Genomic DNA, 19,638 nt, shown 5'->3' on the forward strand with positions numbered 1-19,638 from the left:
TCATGAATAGCCGGCGTTTCACCTTCGCCGTCGGTGACATTCACGGTTGCCTCGAACAACTCGAAGCCTTGCTGGCCAGCATCGAATCCGTCGTCGCCGGCGGCAGGGTGGTCTTCCTCGGCGACCTCGTCGATCGCGGCCCGGACAGCCGCGGCGTCGTGGAGCGGATCATGGGCGGGCCGCGCAGGGCGGGCTGGGAATGGATCACGCTCAAGGGCAATCACGAGGCCATGCTGCTGGCGGCACGCAAGGGCCAGGCCGAGATGTCCCTATGGCTAACGAACGGGGGCGAGGAGACGATGGCTTCCTACGGCGGCGCCATTCCGTTGAGCCATCTCGTCTGGATGGCGGAACTGCCATCGCTCGTCGTCGATCGGCATCGCATTTTCGTCCATGCGGGTGTCGACGAGACGATTCCGCTCGAAGAACAGGGCGACGACATCCTCCTCTGGATCCGCACCGATCCGAACTACTCCGGTACCTATTGGGGCAAGCATGTCTGCCACGGACATACGCCGAGCCCAAGCAATCCCCGCACCGTCGGCAACAGGACCAATGTCGATTCCGGCGCCGTCTTCGGCGGCATGCTCTCCTGCGCCGTCTTCGATGACGACAGGGCGGGAGGCCCGATCGATTTTCTGGTCACGGATGGATACAGCTAGAACGATACACGACGACATACCCATGTGTGGTTTCTATGGGTTGCAGGTTCCTGCAACCGGGGCAGTGCGCCGATAAGCGTGCGGAAAGCAATTGCTTTAGCATTGTGCAACGCCGCCTCAGGCTATAGTTGTGCCGACCTGCAAAGCATGTGAACTCGAAATCCAAGGGACCCGGTTTGGACACGTCCTCTTCCGCAATCTTCACGAAGAATTTCGCCGCCCTCCTTTTCGACATGGACGGCACGCTACTCAACTCGATGGCAGTCGTTGAAAGGGTCTGGGGATCCTGGGCACTCCGCAACGGAATAGATCCCGTGGCGCTCATGAGGATCGTCCATGGCGTGCGAGCCGTCGACACGATCCGCGCCCTGGGCCTGCCGGTCGATCCGGAACAGGAGGCGCGTATTCTTGCCGAGGCGGAGATTGCCGATGTCGAGGGGATTGTCGAAATTCCGGGCGCCGTCGCCTTCCTGAAGACATTGCCGCCGGAAAGGTGGGCGATCGTTACGTCGGCGCCGCTCGAACTCGCCGCGCGCCGGCTCGAGGCGGCCGGTATTCCGGTGCCGCGCCACATGGTGACCGGTGAGGATGTCTCGGTCGGGAAGCCCGACCCGCAGGGCTATCTGCTCGCGGCCCAGAGACTTGGGGTGCGTGCCGAAGATTGCCTCGTCTTCGAGGACGCGCCTGCAGGCGTGCTCGCGGGCAAATCCGCGGGCGCCGAGGTCGCCGTCATCACCGGGGCGCATGCCGCGGCGGCCGAGATGCCGCATATCATGCTGTCGCATTACAGCGACGTCGAGGCTCGCCTCGTCGAGGACGGGTGGCTTTCGCTGCATCGCCGCCGCGGCTAGGGCACTCCAGGAAAGGTGTGTAACGGTTGCCGACGGCCATCGGCCGCCGGCTGCTTCAAGGATCACGCTCAGGCGGCGAGCCAGCACTTGGTCAGCGCATGTCCACCCATGAGTTCGCCGTTCGGGTCGTCGACCCAGCCGCCGACCTTGTCGCTGGTGGCATCGATATAGTTGTTGAACATCGGCGCGATCACACCACCCTCATCGCGCAGGATCATTGCCGCCTCGCGATAGAGAACCTTGCGCTTCGCCTCGTCCAGCTCGCCGCGCGCCGCAAAGATCAGCTTGTCGAAATCCTCGCGGAAGAAGCGGGTGTCGTTCCATTCCGCCTTTGAAAGATAGGCGATGGAATAGACCTGGTCCTGCGTCGGCCGGCCGGTCCAGTAAGACATGCTGAAGGGCTGCTTGTTCCAGACATCGGACCAGTAGCCGTCACCGGGCTCGCGCTTCAGCTCGACGTCGATGCCGCACTTTGCGGCGCTTGCCTGGAAAAGCTGCGCGGCGTCGACTGCCCCTGGGAAGGCGACGTCGGAGGTCCGCAGCAGGATCGAACCGTCATGGCCCGATTTCTTGAAGTGGAATTTAGCCTTGTCCGGATCGAACACACGCTGCTCGATATCGTCGTCGAAGAGCGGATAGCCCTTGATCATCGGCGTATCGTTGCCGACAGTGCCGTAGCCGGCGAGAATCTTCGCCACCATTTCCTCGCGGTCTACCGCGTATTTCAGCGCAAGCCGCAGGTCGTTGTTGTCGAAGGGCGCAGTGTTGCAATGGGCGATCAGGACATAGTGGCCCTTGCCGGGGACGTTGCGGATCGTGACCCCGGGAATGCGTTTGACGAGCGCGACGATCTTCGGCTCGATGCGATTGATGATGTGCACGCCGCCCGCCTGGAGCGAGGCGGTGCGCGCCGTTGCGTCATTGATGACGGTGATTTCGATCTGGTCGGCATGGCCGCGCTCGGCCGCTCCCCAATAGCCGTCCTGCCGCTCGCCGACATGCTTTACGCCCGGCTCGTTGACGACGACTTTGTAGGGGCCGGTTCCGATGCCGGCCGTCGGGTCATCCTTGCCGCCGTTCGGCTGGATCATAAGATGATAATCGCTGACGATGAACGGCATGTCGGCGTTCGGCTGGCGCAGCGTGATGACGACCTTGTCGCCGTCTGCCTTGATGGTCTCGAATTCCTGGACGAAGGGCAGGGCAGCCGATTTCGAATTTTTGTCGGCATGACGCTCGAATGTGGCGACGACATCGGCGGGCGTCAGTTCCTTGCCGTTATGGAAGGTCACCCCCTTGCGGATCGTGAACGCCCAGGTCTTCGCGTCCTTCGACGCTTCGTAGGATTCAGCCAGCCGATATTCTATCTCGCCCGCCGGAGATACCTCGAGCAACTGCTCTCCCCAGCAGCGGCCGAATGTATAGGGCACCTGGCTCGCCCAGGTCGCCGGATCGAGGCTGTTCGTGGATTCGCCGCCGACGAGCCCGGCCCGCAATATGCCGCCCTTGGCTGGCCCGCTCGCCCGCGCGGCATTGCCGAGCAGCACCTGGGCCGAGGCGAGCGTTACGCCGAGCGCTGCCGCGCGCCCGAGAAAATCGCGCCTCGACAGGCGGCCCGAAACGACCTCCCGGCTCATGAATTCCAGTTCTCCCGCCATCGATTTCCTCTCCTCCATTGAAACGTGCGCTCCGGTTGGCCGGCAACGCGCTCAGGCTGCAACGGATTTCCATTGCGAAGGCTGTCCGTTGGCGGCGAAGAATGTCGCAACGAGGCGAGACAAGCCCCGGCTATGTCACTGTGCGGGAGAAAAGTCGTGCACACGCTCCTCGTCCCGTTCCGAGGCGCGCGTGCGGGCGATGCGGCCTTCGAGTTCCTCGAGGCGGCGGGCGAAGCCGAGATTGCCCGGCTGGAGCGCCACGGCCTCCGCGAGCATGTCGCGGGCAATCTCAAGTGCGCCGTCGCGGATGTGGCGGTTGGCCCGATGGTAAAGAAAGTTTACCCGCTCCACAGGTGAAAACCCTTCTCCGAAGCGTTGAAGGAACCGGTCGGCCCAGGCGGGGTGGCGAGCAATCGCCGCGATGGCGATCTGATAGGGGCGCATCGGGGCGCCGATCCGCGCCGAACGGGCAAGCGCGCGCAAACCGGCGCGGTCGTCCGCGCGGCAAGCCTCGATGAGCGAAAGCGCGCGCGCCGTTCCGGTGAAGGCCCGAACGGTGCCGTGACCGGTCATAAGCACGGGGATGAGACGCGTCTCGCTCTGTATCGCCGCGATCCGCTCCGCGTGCCGGCGATCGACGGCATGGAAGGGGTCGTAGAACAGATAGGCGCGCCCGGCCGCCTGGTCGGGGGCGATTGCCATGTTCGTGTGGAGGCCCGGAGCGAAGTGGCGGACGAAGCGGTTGTCGAATGGTACGGTCTTCGGATCGATCGAGATCTGCGGGCAAAAAGCAACGGCGACGCTTGCGCCAAGACGCCGGCGATAACGCAGAGCCGCATAGCCGCCTTGCGAATGGCCGTAGAGGATGCGTTCCGGGGCTTCCGCAAGGATCGGAGCCGCAGCTTCGACCGCCGCGACCACGCTTGCCGCCGGAAACCAATTCGGCCGCCGGCTGATGAAGCCGAGTGCGGCGATGCCGGCCTTTTCGCAGAACCGCTGTCCCCAGAAGCGGCTGCCGTTCGCCTGCATCTCCATCTCGTTGAAGGTGACGAGAAGATAGGGCGACGATCCTCGCCGATGTATCACTTCCAGGTTTTCGTCGGCGTAAACGAGCATGTGAATTCCCGAGCAACTGTCATTTTGAGTGGAGCCGCAAGCGTCTAGATCACGATGTTTTTAGGTCGGATCGGCCTAAAAACATGAACGTGATCGATTCCTAGAAGTTAGAGCGGGATGCGGGCGGAAAACCGCGCACACTTTTCCTCATCCCGCTCTAGACTACGGCCTGTGCCGCCGCTTCATATTGCGCCGCACCAAGAGGGCTCCGCCTGTCCTTCAGAAGCCGACGATAGAGATCGGCATGCGCACGCGCGGATTCGGCGTGGCCGGTCGGAGGCCGCAGCGTCGCGTGCAGCCGGTCCCATGCCTCGGGCTTGCCCAGCACTTCCGACAGCCGGTCGGCGAGATCCTGGGCGCTGCCGGCACGGAAATGGAGTCCGTCCCTTCCGTCCTGCACTTTCTCGGCCATGCCGCCGATGTCGGAACAGATGATGGGCCTGCGATGATGCAGGGCCTCCTGAATGACGACGGGCGAGTTTTCCCACCAGATCGAGGGCAGCACGACCCAGTCGACCGAGCGCATCAGCCTCGGCATGTCGGCATTCTGATAGGCGCCATAGAAACGCACCCGGCGCCCGGCATCGTCGATGAGCTTCTTCAGGCGCTCCTGGAACTCAACCGGCTGGCGCTCGAGATTACCCCCGAAGATCATCAGGCAGGAGTCCTCGCCCCAGATTTCTTCCGGCACGCGCGATACCGCATCGACCAGCACGTCGATGCCCTTGAAGGGTGTCATCTGCCCGAAATAGGCGAAGCGGTTCCGCCGGGCGGATGGGACCGGCAGATCGCGTACGGGTGCGGCCTCGCCCATGACGATGCCGTTGTCGATCACGGAGAGCTTTTCCGCATCGATACCCCATTCGACATAGCGGTTTGCGAGGAACATGCTCGGGGAGATGAAGGCATCGGCAAGGCCGAGCATGCCGCGCAGAAATTCCTCGCGCCTCAGGAAACGGGAAACCGGGATATCGGGAAAGCAGCCATGGCAACTGATCGGCGAAGAACTGTTGCAGAGCTGGGCCGATGGTCGCTTCACCATTTGCCCGTGGTTGTGACACAGCGACAGGTATTCGTGGAAGGTGACGACGATAACCGCCTCCGGCAGCGCTTCCCGGAGAGCGTAAAGCGCCTCCATCCCCAGGCCGATCAGATGATGAAAGTGAATGACGTGAGGCGACAGATCGCCGACGAAGCGCAGGAGGTCGCGGCGGATCGCCTCCGTATCGCCGTTGGACAGGAAGAAGTGATCGTAATCATCCGCATGGAAGAGCACTTCGTCCACGGCAAGACGCAGACTCATGAGTGCTGACGCGCCGTGGCGCGGGACCGGATGGCCGACGCGGGCGAGATATATCGACTCGACGCCCGGCAGCGTGTTCAGGCCCTTATGCAGGCTGTGGGACGCTATCTCCGCCCCGCCCAGCGACATCGCCGGATGTCCATGCGAGACGACGAGAACACGGAGCCGCTCGCTCATGCGGAAGCCTCCTTGATGCGATTGCCTTCGCCCTGCGGCTGCGGAGCCCATCGGGCCGAAAACAGTCTTTCGTCGATCCGCTCGACGAGAGGAGCCGCGGAGGCGCTGCCGGTGGAGAATGGCTCGTCCGAGCCCAGCATCTGCACCGAAGGCAGCCACCAGGAATTGATCCCCGAACGGCTGAGCCTCAAGCCGAGATCCTGCCCCTTTTGCCGGTATCCGAGATAGCTGCCGGCAAAGCCTCCGGCGACGAGGAAAGCCTCGCGCGGCATGATGCAGCATTCGAAAGAGGCCGCCGCGATCCGGGTGAGCTTGAGCCCCGTCACTGCACTCAACGGATAACCGGCATAACGGCCCGAAAGCGAATTTTCGGACTGCGCGTCCGCCCAGGAGCCAGCCCATCGAACGGAATGGTCCTCATAGGCGAGCGTGGGCGAGATGATCCCGCCACTTTCCTCGTAGACGGAAACCAGCCTGCCGTACCAGCCGCTCCTGCGGGGCAAAAGCGAGCCGGCGAGCAGAACGACCGTCTCGCTCGAAAGCGCGCGAATGCCGGCTTCCAGGAGATCGTAGACATCGTCCGTTTCCGCCGACATCAACCTGAGCGGCAGCCGATAGAATTGCGCGAGCTGCCTGATACGGCCGGCCTGGCGTCGAAAGCATTCGGAGTGCAGCACGAGCGCGATCGGCGCGTGCCGTGTTTCGGGATCGAGCGCCAGAAGGCCGAGGAAAGGGGCAAGCTCCTTTTCTTCTGCTTGGCCGGCAGCGACGATGATCGGCGGCCCCGAAGCCTCGTCGAACGCACCCGCATCGAGGATGGCCCCGACGCCGGGCGAGGGGCTCTCCGACGCGCACAGGAACGGCACGATCTGCCGATCGACGATTTCCGTCAGCCCCCAGTTTTCGGGATCGATGGACTTGATCTGGCGGAGCGCCGCCTGACGCGGCGGAAGCCGCGCGGGTGTCAGCGGGAGAAAGGCCCGGCGGGAATCCTTAAGCGTCAACTCCAGGTGTAGCGGGGCCGCACCATCTGCCCCCAGTCCTCCGGCAAACACGATGAAACCATGCGGGTGGGTTTCTCGGTCGAGCATGCTTTTGAACAGCGGCTCATCGGTAAAGGCATCCGTCACATCCGAGCGCTCGAGCCGCGTCCAGCGATCGTCGAGCCGCATCTCGCTCTGTCCACGGCGCAACCGGACGCTCTGGACATGCTCATCAGGGTCGAGCAGCCAGCCGGAGATCAGAAAGGCGCTGCTGTTCGCCTGAAAGATATTGTCGACGCCCAGACGAACCGGAACGGGAAGGGTCGAGATCGTCTCGCGCCCCTCGAAGCTGTTGGCGGCCGAACGCAGCCGGAGCAGAACGGCGGGCGTGCTGTGCGTCTGAAGCAGCACGGAGCGGATATGCCCGGGCGTGTCCGTAGGACCGGCGATCAGCCGGTGCTCATGAACCGAAGCGTAGCGCCAGCCCCCGCGCCCGCGATAGACGAGCCCCTCGACGTCTCGTGCGCGAAGCGGTTCGCTGGCCGCCAACAGACCGATGAAGCCTGCGCCACCTTGCGGAGTGTCCTGCCGGGAGAAGGTCGCGATCCCACAGTCGGCAATGACCGGATTTTCGCCGCACACAATCACGCGAGCGTTGCCGGGGTCGGCGGCGCGGGCCCACCCTCTGAGGAAAATCGCTCCCTCGTGGGTCTCGCCAACGAACTCGAGGAAGCCGTCGCTACCCTTTCGGGCCTGCGTCAGGGCAACAATTGCCGCAAGCCTTCGCCGGCCGGTCGGCATCTGCATCATCGCATCCACGAGCGAGTCCAGCACGTCGGTCAGTTGGGCGCCAGCAAGCTCCGCGAGGACCGTCACGCCCTCGCGAACCGCAAGCGTGCGGGGGCCGAAGATATAGCGCCTGGGGCTACTCTCCTGACCCAGGCGGAGAGTGGTGAGCGGACGATCGGCGTCATTGATGGGCAGCAGCGCCGCGAACCCGTGCGTGGCCGTTGGCGGCTGCGGGGCCAGGCGCCAACCGATGATGGAGGCACTCGTCGCGGTGGCGGGGTCGTCATTGACCTGCGCCGGCACCTGGCCGGCGACAGGCGCGCCCGCGCCTATGACGAGCAGCAGCGTATCGTCGATCGGGCAGGCGACAACCCTCCCACCCCGCATGATCCTCGCGGCTGTTTGCGACGTTTGAGGAAGCGCCTGTTCTGCTCCGGCCATGGTACTCCTCATGCCCCGGCGAAAAGCGAGAGGGCAGCGCCGGCGGCAAAGCCCGCGAGAACGAAAAGCAGGAGCAGCAGCGGTTTCAACTCTCCATTCGACCGCTTCTGCAAGGCTCCGAGGTTCTTCTCCATCGCTGCAACCACGCCATCGAGCCGCATCAAGTGGACATCGAGGTCGTTCAGGCGCTGCCCGATCTCGGCGGCTGCGGCAGGCCCCAAGGTCGCGCCTTCGCCGCCCTCGTCATTATGCGTTCGCTGAAGAGATCGCTGCGAGACCTGCAACTGCCGCTGGGCCGCCATGAGGACGTCGAGCTTGTCGAGAACCTTGGCAAGCGGCGCGGCGATGAGGGCTTCGGCCGCCTGCTCGTCCGGGCGCGGAACGCGCAGCTGCTGTTCGGTGCCGCGTGCATCCAGGGCCGTCACCTTGAGATCGGCGGTGCGCGAGGCTGCCGCCTCGGGAAGCGCGATTTCGAAGGCATAGCCGCCGTCGCCGATGCCGTTGCGCTTGAGATCGGGGCGATTGCGGTCGGCGACCGCCTGGGCGATGACGCTGGCGTCCAGATAGACGCGGATGGTGAGGCGCTTGTCGGGTGCTGCCGGATCGAACGCCCAGCCGAAGATGCGCCCCTGGTCGATCGCGTCGACCCGGCCGCTCATCGGCTTCGTATTATCCTGATCCGGTGCGGCATTTGATTTCTCGGCAACAGCCATCGATTTCCCCTTTATGCCGCTTCGATACGTGACGGTTCGATCGCTTCGATCAAATCGAGATAGCGTCGTGCGGTGGTGTCGATGTTCTCCGGTTCCCGCGCGTGCGCGGAAAGCCGGCGCGCCAAGGCACCGTCTTGCGCGAGGCGGCGCATGGCAGAGGCGAGCGCCCGCGGATCGTTTGGCGCAACGGTGAGGCCGTTTGCGCCATCCTCGATCATCTCGGCCATGCCGCCGATATTGCTGGCTATGACCGGCCGTCCGAGGGCCTGCGCCTCCTGGATGACCAGCGGGGCATTTTCCCACCAGATCGAGGGTACGATCGTGCAATCCACCGCTGCGACGAGGTCAGCAACGTCCTCACGCCGGTAGGGCCCGCGCTGCTGCACGGTCGGTGCCGTCTCCTCGAACAGGCGTGTGATCTCGTCGATGAAACTCTCGCGCTGGAAGGGTGCGCCGCCGTGAACGCGCAACTCGAACTCCAGCCCCTCGGCAATGAGCTGCCGTGCCGCCTCAAGTAGTACGGCCACGCCTTTCCAGGGGTTGAGATTGCCGAAATAGCCGAAGACCGGGCGGTCCGAGCCGATCCGGCGGGCCGCTGCCGCCGCGCCGCGAGGCGGTAGCCCGTTGGGAATGACGCTGATCCTGTCTTCCGAGAGCCCCCACTCGACGAAGCGCTGCTTGAGGAACCGGCTCGGTGATACGAACCGGTCCACGTCGCTCAAGAGGGCCTTCAGATGGCGTTCGCGCAATGTGAAACGGTCGAGCGCGATGTCCTTGAAGCAGGCATGGCACCTGTCGGGGCTCGCCCCGTGGCAAAGTTCCTTGCCGCTCGTTCTCACCATCAGCCCGTCATGATGACAGATGGGATAATAGTCGTGCAGCGTCATGACGATCCGGCACTGCGGCAGGGTTCGCCGGACGATATGCGGAAACTCCGCGCCGAGCAGGAGCAGATGGTGGATATGGACGACCTCCGGCCTGAAGTCGCGCAGCAGCTCCGCAATATCCGGAACGACGCCATAGAGATCGATCTGGCTCATGAAGAAGCGGTCGAAATGTCCGGACCACAACAGCAATTCGTCCCCTGCGGGCCCGATGCCTTGAAAGCTGGTGCCAGGCCGCGCCTGGCGGTGGATCTGGTTCGTGGCTCCGAGAAAGAGCGCTTCGCAGCCGGCACGCTTGTAGGCGCCGAACAGGTCGTGGGCGAATATCTCCGTGCCTCCCGGGTGGAGGGCCGGATGGTTGTGAGCCGCAACGAGCACGCGCATGCTCACGCTCCGCCTCCTCGGCGTTCGGCGACGAAGATGTCCTGATAGTGCTCCGCTTCCTTCCCGCGCCAGGCGCCGAGCGCCTTCAGGGTGATTGCGAGACCGGCCCGGTCGAGGGCGCCGTCAAGAAAGCCGTCGTCGAAACCGACGGCGGCAAGGCGTGGCATGTCCGGGACGTACCAGCACGGCCCGTCGCCATCGCGGGCGAAGGAAAGGCGCGCGTCGCGCCGGCCGCTCTCGTTGGCCGCCGCGACGTGATCGACCACGAAGGCGGTCATGAAGAGGCGGCCGCCGGGTTTCAGAAGCCTTCCGACCTCTCGAAGATAGACGAGGACTTCGTCCGGCGGCAGATGCGTCACGATCGACGTCATGATCACAAAATCGAAGTGACCGTCGGCATAGGGCAGTTTCAGCGCATTGCCGCTGATCTTGCCGCTCGGATTATAGAGTTCATGGGCAATATCGACACGCTGGAACGCGAAATTCGGATAGACCGAAGTGATGAAGCGGCGGCACCAGCCGATGCCGCCCTCGACCGGATCTATCCCGCTGTAGCGTCCCTTCTCGAAATCCAGATACTGGGTGAGCGGAACGGCCATGCGGCCGATGCCGCAGCCGATATCGAGAACGCGGCTTTCCGGACGCAATCCGCCCAGCCGAATGAAGTGGCCGAGGAATTCGACGCCCACCGCCCTGAAGGAGCCGTCGCCGACGAAGACACTGTCGGGATTAGGTTCGGGAAGGAAGCGGTTTCGAAGAATGCTCCCCAGCAGTGCCTCCACGCGTTCGTCGCGGGCGGGCAGTTCCGTGGCAGCTGTGTTTTCCTGGCGCAGCGCAGTCTCGCTCATGCGGCAGTCCTCGTTGCCGCGCCGATGCCGAAGAGAGCCGGCATTTGGTCGCGGCCGCCGAGATCGGTGTTCATCAATTCGGTGATGTCGTCGTTCCAGCGTTCGGTGTGCAGCCAAGAATTGTACTGGCTGGCGACCCCGCGCATATAGTCTTCGCTGCGGCGGATCGAGCGGCGCTCGAAATGATAGAGACACGCCGACGGCTCGTAGGCGATATCATAGCCGCACCGGCGGATTTTCAGGCACAAATCGCTGTCCTCATAATCGCCGATCACATAATCCTCCGTGTATCCGTCCACGAGCTCGTAGATCTCCCGACGCGTCACCAGGCACGCACCGGTGATGCCGGGAACGCTGCGGGCAAGTTGAGCCGGTGCGTAATCGCCAGGCATGCCCTTGTGGAAATGATGGTTGAGCCATATGCCGCGCTGGTCGCGAGCGAAGTAGAGTCCCGCGTGCTGGAGCGATCCGTCCTCGAAGATCAGCTTCGGGCCGATCGCGCCGAGGCTCCTCTGCTCCATCAGCGGCCGGATGAGCTTCTGCAGCCAGCCGGGCGCTGACGGAACGACGTCCGAGTTCAGCATGACGACGACCGAGCCGCGGGCGAAGCGCGCGCCGGCATTGCACGCCCGCGCGTAGCCGCTGTTGCGGTTCATCACCACAAGCTTCATCGGCAAGCCGTGGAGGAGATGCAGTCCGCCAAGCAGATGCTCCGTCTCGTCCTGAATCTCCGGCGAATCCAGAACGTAGATGATCTCCGCATTGCTTGCGAGCCAGCGATCGGTCGCCATGCCGGATAGCTGGAACCGCAGGAAGTCGAGGACACGGTAAAGCGGCACGACGATCGAGACCACGGGCGCCTTTTCGGGCAGGTCGTAATCCTTGGTGTAGTCGACCTTGGCCGCTCTTCCCAACCTCTGCTCCACGTCCTGCAGGGCGGGGGCAAGGATCGTCCGGAACGCCTGGTCGTTCGCGTGCTGCGGCGGGACTGCGCGCAGTATTCGGTTGCGCTGCGCCGAAGCCTCGAAGGGTTGCGGCTTCGGCACGAGCGGTTTCACAGCACCGGAAGCCAGCCGCATCTGGAACCGCGGCTGGAGCAGGGCGCCCGGCGTGTCGTTCGACGGCAGCCAGGCGACAAAGCCGGTCACGTCGGCTCGCGATTTCTCGTCCGCTCCGCGTGCCCAGGCGGGAAACTCGTACCAGTTGCCGTCGAGCGGTATCGCCGTGCCGTCCTCCGTGAGGTAGTCGATGCCGGCGAGAGTGGCCGTCGGATCATGGGTCCACCCCCCGGCAAGCAGACCGCCGGAAAGCGTCAATGCGAGGTCCACCTCCGCTGAAGGATGCATTGCGGACCTGCCGATCCGCCTTTCCGGGAGCGGTGTCCGTAGCTGGAGGTCGACGGCTGTCGCAAGTCCACCCTCGGGTGTCGTCGAGAGCCAGCGGACGACGAATTCGCGAAGCTCCGGCGTACCGCCCCGTTCCGCCCACCAGGCCTGGAGGTTGGCGCAATGAGGATTGCCGGAGGAGAGTTCGCGCACGGCAACGCCCCTTTTGCCGACAAGCACGAAAGACTGGGGGTATCGGGGGGACTCGACGATGAAATGGCAAGGACGAAGATTGTGCTCGCGTTGGGCGCCGATCAGCGCTGGCGACGCCAGTGGCAGGATGGCGTTGGCCCCGAGGGCATAGATGCCGCTGATCTCGCCGAAGTCGGGGCTGATCGCGGTCTCGATCAGGTATCGGCCCTGGGCGATCGGGCATGCAATCTTGGCGGGCGCCGGCCGCGATGTCAGCGCCTGAAGCGCGTCCTCGACGAGGCCGATGAAGAACGGGTCCCTGGACAGACGGAACGCGCTCCGCCAAACGGTCAGCAGATTGTTCAGGAACTTTACGCAGCCCTCCGGCGTGAGTGCGGCAAACAGGTCCTCCACGTCGAGGGGCGGAAGTTCACCGACGGGCCGGAGCACGATCGTCTGAACGACGTCGCTTTCGATGTAAATCTGCCCGCGGCTCACCACGGCGCCCGGGCGCATGGCCCAAAGCACGCGCTGGCCACTCTCCGTAAGAGGAAGGATCGTGCTGACGAGCGGGACGGGTTGCTCCGGCATGACGAGCGTGTGTTTGGCCGCCACCGGCAACCTGGCGCGAACGTCCGAGATCAATACAGCCACTTCGGAACCGAGCCGAAAGACCCTCGCATCCTCGAAAATGCCGCTGGCGCTCCGCGTACGGTCGTCAAACGTCACACGCCGCTCCTCTGACTAATTCTGGGATGGTGCGCCCCACGGGAGGAGGGCAGGGCGCACCGTTCGAAGCCAATGGGGGATGATGAAACGCCGCCTGCGGTTTTCCACCTGCATCCCGCATCTCAAACTATCAGTGGACAGTGAAGTAGTTTTCGGGGTGGGCCTGAATGTCTTCGGCGTCGGCATTGACCAGCGTCAGCGTGTCGCCGTGGCCGAGGTCGATGACGACATTGCCGCCGACCTGAGTGATACGCGAAGCGAGATCCTCGGGCGCGGTGACGTCGAGGCCGTTGATACCCTTGGATATCTGCAGGACGTCTTCGCCGGGGGTAAAGTCGAGGATGACGTCGTTGCCGCCGCCACCGTCGAAAACGAAGATATCGCTGCCCTGACCGCCGGCAAGCAGGTCGGACCCGGCGCCGCCGTCGATGACGTCGTTGCCGGCGCCGCCGAGCAGCACGTCGTTGCCTCTGCCTCCGAGGAGGAAGTCGCTGCCGGCGCCCCCAAGGAGAATGTCGTTGCCGTTATCGCCATAGATCAGGTCGTCACCCGATCCGCCGACCAGGATATCGTTGCCATTTTCGCCATAGAGAACGTCGGTGCCTTCGCCGCCGAACACGGTGTCGTTTCCGTTGCCGCCGAACAGCAAGTCGTCACCATCGTCGCCGAAGATGATGTCGTCCCCATTGCCTCCGTTGACGAAATCATCACCCCCATGGGCGCGGATGAAATCGTCAAAGCGGGAGCCAAACAGGGCGTCGTCGTATGCGCCGCCTTCCAAAGTGGCCATCTGCTTCTCCTCTTCGTGGTTTGATGCATGCGTCATCGGCACGGAGCCGAGGATTGCGTGCCGGAGTGTGCACTGCAATAATTACGAACGCAACACAGATGCATAAAATAAAACGGCGATACTTTGATAGAAAGAGGGTGTCAGAAACATATCTCCATGCTGTGCCAATATTGGTACAATATAATTTTAGGAGTAATTCTGACGGAAATGCAGACAAAGCGCTTCAAATTTTAAAGTAATTTACGACGAGAAGAGATATCAAGAGTTAAGCAGGTCAGTCCTCCCGAAAAGCCCGGTTGAAACTGTCGGAGACTGGGGCGACGAGGTAGTCGATTGCCGAACGCGATTTGTGCACGATCAGCACTTCCGCGGGCATGCCGGGATAGAGGCGGATGTCCGGGTTGGCAGCGAGCGATTCAGGCGCCACCTCCGCCCGTGCGACGAAATAGGCGACGTTGGACTTCTCATCCACGGATTGGTCCGCCGCGATATAGGTTACCTTGCCTTCCAGAGGCAGGTGCGAGCGCTGGTTATAGGCGGTCAGACGGATTTGCGTGCTGGAGCCGATCGTTATGCTGTCGATGTCACGCGTGCTGACATGCATCTCGACAAGCAGCGGTTCGTCCTCGGGGACGATGTCGAGAAGCGGCTGACCGGGGGTGACGGCACTGCCCGGCGTCCGCAGCTGAATGTTGGCGACGATGCCGGCCTGGGGGGCACGGATTTCCAGGCGGCGAAGCACGTCCTCGGCGGCGGTGATGCGCTGCTCGACTTCCGCAAGCTCCAGGCGCGCCGTGGTGATCTCTCCGGCGATCTCCGACTGGAAATCGGATTCGATGCCGATGAGCGCAAGCTCGGCCCCCGCCATCGCCTTTTCCGCCTGCGCCTTGTCGCCCGCGAGCTCGCCGCGGGTTGCGGCGAGTTCGCTGAGCCGTGCGTCGATCTCGATGAGTTTCGAGCGCTGGGCGAAGGCTTTTTCGACAAGGGTCGCTATAGCCGTCCGCTGTTCGTTCATCAGCTCGATCTGCCTGTCGGTCGCCTGAAGCTGGGCTGTGAGGGACTTCGCCTTCTCCGAATATTCCTCGATCGTCTTGCGCTGGATTGCCAGCCGGCTCTTCTTGGCCTCGCTTCGCTTCTCGAAGAACGCGTTTTCCGCCGTCACCGCATCCGCGGCAGCCTCGCCCTTGGAGACAAGATCGGCCGGGAAGCTCACGGTTTGCAAGCCAGCCCGCTCGGACCGCAGCCGCGCCAGTTTTGCGATCAGGCCGACACGGCGGCTCTGCAGCGCCTGCAGGTCGGAGCGGGCGCGCGTATCCTCGAGCTTCATCAGCGGCTGGCCGGGAGCGACATGGTCCCCCTCCTGAACGAGGATTCGGCCGAGCACGCCGCCCTCGAAGTGGCTGACCGTCTTGCGCTTAGAATCGACGATGATCGTGCCGCTGGTGACGGAAGCACTGCTGAGCTCCGTCGAAAAGGCCCAGCCGAAGAAACCGCCGAAAGCAACGAGGATCGTCGTCAACCCGGCGATAACGAGGCGCCGGATGGGCGAATGCGTGTTGTCCTCCGAAAGGTCCGGCTCTGGCATTGCCGCGGAGAGACGAGCCGGCGCGGCCATCGGCAGGCGGCGCTCCGGGCTCTCAGTCTTCACGGGCGGCTGCAGGTCGAGGCGAACCGGCAGGATCTTTTCCTTGTTCATGATGCGGTACCTTCGCGTCTTGTTTCGCCGGGCATCATGGTCGCCACCACATCCGTTCGCGGGCCGAACTGGCTGATGCGGCCGCCTTCCAGCACGAGCAGCTTATCGGCCACCTGCATGATGGCCGGCCGGTGGGCAATCAGGATGACGATGGCGCCGTCGCTGCGCGCCTCATCGATCGCGCGGATGAGGGCGCGCTCGCCGAGGGCATCAAGATTGGCGTTGGGCTCGTCGAGGACGAGCAGGCGTGGCCGGCCGTAAAGGCAGCGCGCCAGCGCGATGCGCTGCCGCTGCCCGCCGGAAAGCGTCAGATGACCATCGCCCACCGGCGTATCATAGCCGAGCGGCAGTCGTCCGATCATGTCGTGGACGTCGGCGAGCCGCGCCGCCTCGAGCACCTTGTAGGGATCGCTCTCCGCCATCCGGGCGATGTTTTCACGGATGGTTCCTTCGAGAAGGGAAACCGATTGCGGCAGATAGCCCGCGATCTGTCCGAAAGAGGTCCGTTCCCAGAGGTAGACGTTGTTGCCGTCGAGGAAGACGCCGCCGGCAGTGGGCTTCAGAATGCCGACCAGAAGCCGCGCCAGCGTGGATTTGCCCGCCGCGGAAGGGCCGACGATACCAAGCACCTCGCCGGGTGAGAGCGAGAAGTTGATGCCCTTGATGATCGGCACGTCGATGCCCGGTGCCGCGTAGACCAGCTTGTCGACGACCAGGTCGCCTTCGGAGCGCGGCGTCGGCATGGTCTGGCGAACGGCCAGGTCTTCCTTCAGTGCCGTTTCGACGCGACGCCAGCTTGCGATCGCCAACACCCATTGGCGCCAGTTCTCGATGACGGAATCGAACGGCAGCAGAAGGCGGCCCACGAGAATGGTGGTCGCCATCATCGCGCCCGGCGAGATCTCCTGTCTCATCACCAGCAGGGCACCGGTCCCCAGCGACACCACCTGGATGGCGAAGCGCAGCGAACGGGTGATCGAGGCCATCGCCCTGCTTCTGATCCCGCTGGCCTCCAGCACGCTGAGCGCGTGCAGTTGCGCTGCGCGCCATTTCTGGGCGAGCGCCGGCAGCATTCCCATGGCTTCGATGGCCTCGGCGTGACGTAATGTCGCACCTATTTTCGACACTGCCTCAATATTAGCCTGGCTTGCCTCTTTCATGAGCTGGCGCGTCAGGAGGTCGTTGAGAAGGCCGCAGCAGACGAGTACCACGACGGAGATCGCACCGATCAGTCCGAAGAGGGGGTGCAGCAGGAACAGAACACCCAGAAAGATGGGCGACCAGGCGGCGTCGAGGGGGGCGCTCACCGCCGAAGAGGTGAGGAAGCCGCGCAGCTCGGTGAGGTCGCGCAGCGACTGCGTCGCGCGCGCAAGTCCCTGATCGGCCGATGCCTGGACGGCGGCGGTCAGGACCGGCAGGTTCAGCCAGCGGACCACGGCGCTGCCCATGGCCTGAAAGGTGAGGGCGCGAATGTAGTCGAGCACGCCCAGAACGATCAGCGCGCCCAGGGCGAGAATCGTCAGCATGACGAGCGTATCCATGCTCTGGCTGTTCAACACCCTGTCATGCACCTGCATCATATAGAGGGGCATGGTGAGCTGCAGGAGGTTGATGCAGGCGCTGAGCAGTGCTGCATAAAGAAGCGTCACGACGAACACACGCCGGGCCCGCAGAACCAGCAGCTTCGGCGCGATTGTTCCGTTTTGCGCCGGTGTTGGCCGGTTGGGGCCCTTGCTAATCAAAGGATTTCGAACAGTATCACGCATGGGGCGATCTTCTAATTAGCGCATTCGCGGGTTTCATGGGGCGATCTGGTCCAGATTCACTCAAATCACAGTATTGTTGCGATAAGTGTGACACAATAAACATCGCCAGCTCAAGAGCACGCAATTTCGGGGCAGGGGTGTTATGAAATTACTTCAAGTTTTGAAGTAATTTTCCGGAATTGGAAGTACGTTCCCAATGGAGAGAGGGATGAACCACAGGATACTCTATCCGTTCGCAGACTTTGGAGACACTGTTGCAATCCTTCCCGCGAATGAAACGCAGCGGAAAGGCCTCGATACCCCTGTAGACGATCGTGACGGAGATGATTCGCTCGTCACCTATTTCGAGCTGGCCCGGGTCATGGAGCGTGCAAGCCGCCGCTTTTCCGGCCTATTGCGTGCGGAACTGACGAAGCTCGGGGTCGAAGATATCGGTCCCGCGCAGGCGATGGTTCTTCTGGCCATCGGCGAGGCGGAGCTCTCGGTGGGAGAGCTTCTGGACAGGGGCCACTATGTGGGTTCGAACATCTCCTATTATCTGAAGCAGCTTGCCGACGGCGACTACATCGACCGGATCGCATCGCAGCGTGACAAGCGTTCGGCCCGCATCCGGCTTTCAGAGAAAGGCAGGCAGCTTTGCGCCGGCCTGCGTCAGGCGGCTAAGGGCTACGAACGCGCCCTCAGCCATGGCGATCAGGACCGGCGGAATCTGGAGACCGCCTTCCAGACACTGCACCGCCTCGAACTCGTCTGGGGGAATGCCGCACGCTACGGCATCTGATGCTCAATCTGCATGTTCCTCAAAGCGTAACCGAGCAAGGGCGGTAACATGCAGGAAATCCAAATATTGCAACGAGCTTTGCGCGTCCCTTCGGACGCGCGGCGCTGCAGGTGTGATCGATCACTGACAAGTGGCTTATGAAGATGCATGTAGCATTCGTACACCGCCGCGGGTTCGGCCAGTTCGCCGCCCTGGCAAGACATCTGGCTGAGGCGGGGAACGAGGTGACGCTGGTGACGGAGACCGTGGACCAGCGGATACCTTCCGTCCGGGTCGTCCGGCATCGGGCGGAACCCGGTCCGCAACCGAATCCCCACATCGCGCGCCATCTTGGCGTTCCCGACCATCATGTGCGGATCGGACACAGGGTAGCGGAAACCTTCGACGCGATGGGCCGCCTTGGACAGACCCCCGACATCGTTCTTGGTCATATAGGCTGGGGCAGCATGATGTTCGTGAAGGATGTCCTGCCGCGCGTGCCGGCACTCGGCTATTGCGAGTTTTTCTATCGGTCGGAAGGGGCGGATGTCGGCTTCGCGCCGGACGACCGTCCCGACTCCGAGACGCGTAAGCGCTTGCGCCTCCGCAACATCGCGCAGCTGCTGTCGCTGGAGGCGATGGATGGCGGTATCAGCCCGACCAATTGGCAGAAGAGCCTCTATCCAGCCGACGCGCGGCAACGAATCGCCGTTTGCCATGAGGGAGTGGACACGCGCCGTTTCCGCCCCGACCCAGCGGCTTCCCTGAAGCTGCCGGACGGGCGCGTACTCAAGGCCGGCGATCCCGTCGTCACTTTCGTGGCACGGGACCTCGAGCCCTACCGGGGCTTTCCCCAAGCGCTGGAGGCGGCGGCGAAGGTCGTCCGGCGGCATCCGGACGCGCTGTTCGTCTTCGTCGGCGGCGATGGGGTGAGTTACGGCGCGCCGCCCCCTGGCGGGGGATCGTGGAAGGATCATCTGCTTGCGTCTCTGGATGTCCCGCGTGAAAGGCTCATCTTCCCCGGCGTCGTGCCGCATTCCGTGCTACGTCAGCTTTTTCAGATATCGGCGGCGCATCTCTACCTCACCTATCCCTTCGTGCTTTCCTGGTCGGTGCTTGAGGCAATGGCCTGCGGTGCTCTTGTCGTCGGCTCCGATACCGCGCCGGTTCAGGAAGTCATCCGCTCCGGCCGCAACGGTCTTCTCGTCCCGTTCTTCGATACCGATGCGCTCGCCGAGACGATCGTCGGGGCATTGAACCGCCCGGACAACTTCCGCGAACTGCGCGGCGCCGCGCGCAGAACGGTCGAGCAGAGGTTCCGGTTGGACGACTGCCTCGCGCGCCAGTTGACGCTGATCGGCAATCTCACCGGTCGAAATGCTGCACAAGCGAAAGAAACGCAGTTTGTCTGAATATTGGTTCAATTTTTGAAGTATAAATACCGAGCAAAACCCCAAGAATCTATTGTTGTGCACTGCGGAATCCACGGATATGGTTTGCTTCATGAGGTTCTGGAGCGCGAATATTTCCGGGCCATCAATTTTCATCTTCTGGATAAATCGATTTATTCT

15 protein-coding genes are annotated in these 19,638 nt (G+C 63.2%); 4 read left to right on the top strand and 11 right to left on the bottom strand.

All coding sequences use genetic code 11. From position 1 onward, the window contains the following. Positions 1-2 precede the first annotated feature (2 nt). Positions 3-662, top strand: coding sequence for a metallophosphoesterase family protein (locus tag PZL22_RS00680; RefSeq protein ID WP_284718403.1), 660 nt, complete (start codon positions 3-5; stop codon positions 660-662). A gap of 176 nt (positions 663-838) precedes the next feature. Next, positions 839-1,513: an HAD family hydrolase gene (locus tag PZL22_RS00685; RefSeq protein ID WP_027992766.1), complete on the top strand. Its 675-nt coding sequence runs from the start codon at positions 839-841 to the stop codon at positions 1,511-1,513. A gap of 68 nt (positions 1,514-1,581) precedes the next feature. Here PZL22_RS00685 and PZL22_RS00690 read toward each other — a convergent pair whose 3' ends face one another. From PZL22_RS00690 to PZL22_RS00740, 11 genes are all read right to left on the bottom strand, one after another. Next, complete coding sequence (locus PZL22_RS00690; RefSeq protein ID WP_003529033.1) at positions 1,582-3,171, bottom strand: ABC transporter substrate-binding protein; 1,590 nt, start codon at positions 3,169-3,171, stop codon at positions 1,582-1,584. A gap of 135 nt (positions 3,172-3,306) precedes the next feature. Continuing rightward, on the bottom strand, positions 3,307-4,287 hold the full coding sequence (locus PZL22_RS00695; protein WP_003529032.1) for a hypothetical protein: 981 nt from the start codon (positions 4,285-4,287) through the stop codon (positions 3,307-3,309). A 157-nt stretch (positions 4,288-4,444) separates the two neighbouring features. Further along, the gene (locus tag PZL22_RS00700) at positions 4,445-5,767 is read right to left on the bottom strand and encodes a glycosyltransferase family 4 protein (RefSeq protein WP_127516204.1); all 1,323 of its coding nucleotides are present in this window, start codon (positions 5,765-5,767) and stop codon (positions 4,445-4,447) included. Beyond that, complete coding sequence (locus PZL22_RS00705) at positions 5,764-7,980, bottom strand: hypothetical protein (protein ID WP_003529028.1); 2,217 nt, start codon at positions 7,978-7,980, stop codon at positions 5,764-5,766. The genes PZL22_RS00700 and PZL22_RS00705 overlap by 4 nt, the downstream gene beginning before the upstream one ends. An 8-nt stretch (positions 7,981-7,988) precedes the next feature. After that, positions 7,989-8,693, bottom strand: coding sequence for a hypothetical protein (locus PZL22_RS00710; protein ID WP_284718404.1), 705 nt, complete (start codon positions 8,691-8,693; stop codon positions 7,989-7,991). 11 nt (positions 8,694-8,704) lie between these two features. After that, complete coding sequence (locus PZL22_RS00715) at positions 8,705-9,967, bottom strand: glycosyltransferase family 4 protein (RefSeq protein WP_033048625.1); 1,263 nt, start codon at positions 9,965-9,967, stop codon at positions 8,705-8,707. Then, the gene (locus PZL22_RS00720) at positions 9,964-10,809 is read right to left on the bottom strand and encodes a class I SAM-dependent methyltransferase (protein ID WP_003529022.1); all 846 of its coding nucleotides are present in this window, start codon (positions 10,807-10,809) and stop codon (positions 9,964-9,966) included. The genes PZL22_RS00715 and PZL22_RS00720 overlap by 4 nt, the downstream gene beginning before the upstream one ends. Next, positions 10,806-13,055 (bottom strand): glycosyltransferase family 2 protein, encoded by a 2,250-nt coding sequence (locus tag PZL22_RS00725; RefSeq protein ID WP_003529020.1) that lies wholly within the window; start codon positions 13,053-13,055, stop codon positions 10,806-10,808. The genes PZL22_RS00720 and PZL22_RS00725 overlap by 4 nt, the downstream gene beginning before the upstream one ends. A gap of 130 nt (positions 13,056-13,185) precedes the next feature. Next, positions 13,186-13,845: a calcium-binding protein gene (locus tag PZL22_RS00730; protein ID WP_003529018.1), complete on the bottom strand. Its 660-nt coding sequence runs from the start codon at positions 13,843-13,845 to the stop codon at positions 13,186-13,188. A gap of 274 nt (positions 13,846-14,119) precedes the next feature. After that, positions 14,120-15,541 (bottom strand): HlyD family type I secretion periplasmic adaptor subunit, encoded by a 1,422-nt coding sequence (locus PZL22_RS00735; protein ID WP_003529013.1) that lies wholly within the window; start codon positions 15,539-15,541, stop codon positions 14,120-14,122. Beyond that, positions 15,538-17,307, bottom strand: coding sequence for a type I secretion system permease/ATPase (locus PZL22_RS00740; RefSeq protein WP_127516207.1), 1,770 nt, complete (start codon positions 17,305-17,307; stop codon positions 15,538-15,540). The genes PZL22_RS00735 and PZL22_RS00740 overlap by 4 nt, the downstream gene beginning before the upstream one ends. Before the next feature lie 208 nt (positions 17,308-17,515). Between PZL22_RS00740 and PZL22_RS00745 the strand changes: the two genes are divergently transcribed. Both PZL22_RS00745 and PZL22_RS00750 read left to right on the top strand, forming a co-directional pair. Beyond that, entirely contained in the window at positions 17,516-18,088 is a 573-nt protein-coding gene (locus tag PZL22_RS00745; RefSeq protein WP_003529010.1) for a MarR family transcriptional regulator, read from the top strand. A gap of 137 nt (positions 18,089-18,225) precedes the next feature. After that, a complete protein-coding gene (locus PZL22_RS00750; protein WP_003529008.1) occupies positions 18,226-19,479 on the top strand; it encodes a glycosyltransferase family 4 protein in 1,254 nt (417 codons plus the stop codon). The last annotated feature ends 159 nt before the right edge of the window (positions 19,480-19,638 follow it).

The organism is Ensifer meliloti, from assembly GCF_030064585.1.
In the GTDB taxonomy this organism is placed as follows: Bacteria; Pseudomonadota; Alphaproteobacteria; order Rhizobiales; family Rhizobiaceae; genus Sinorhizobium; species Sinorhizobium meliloti.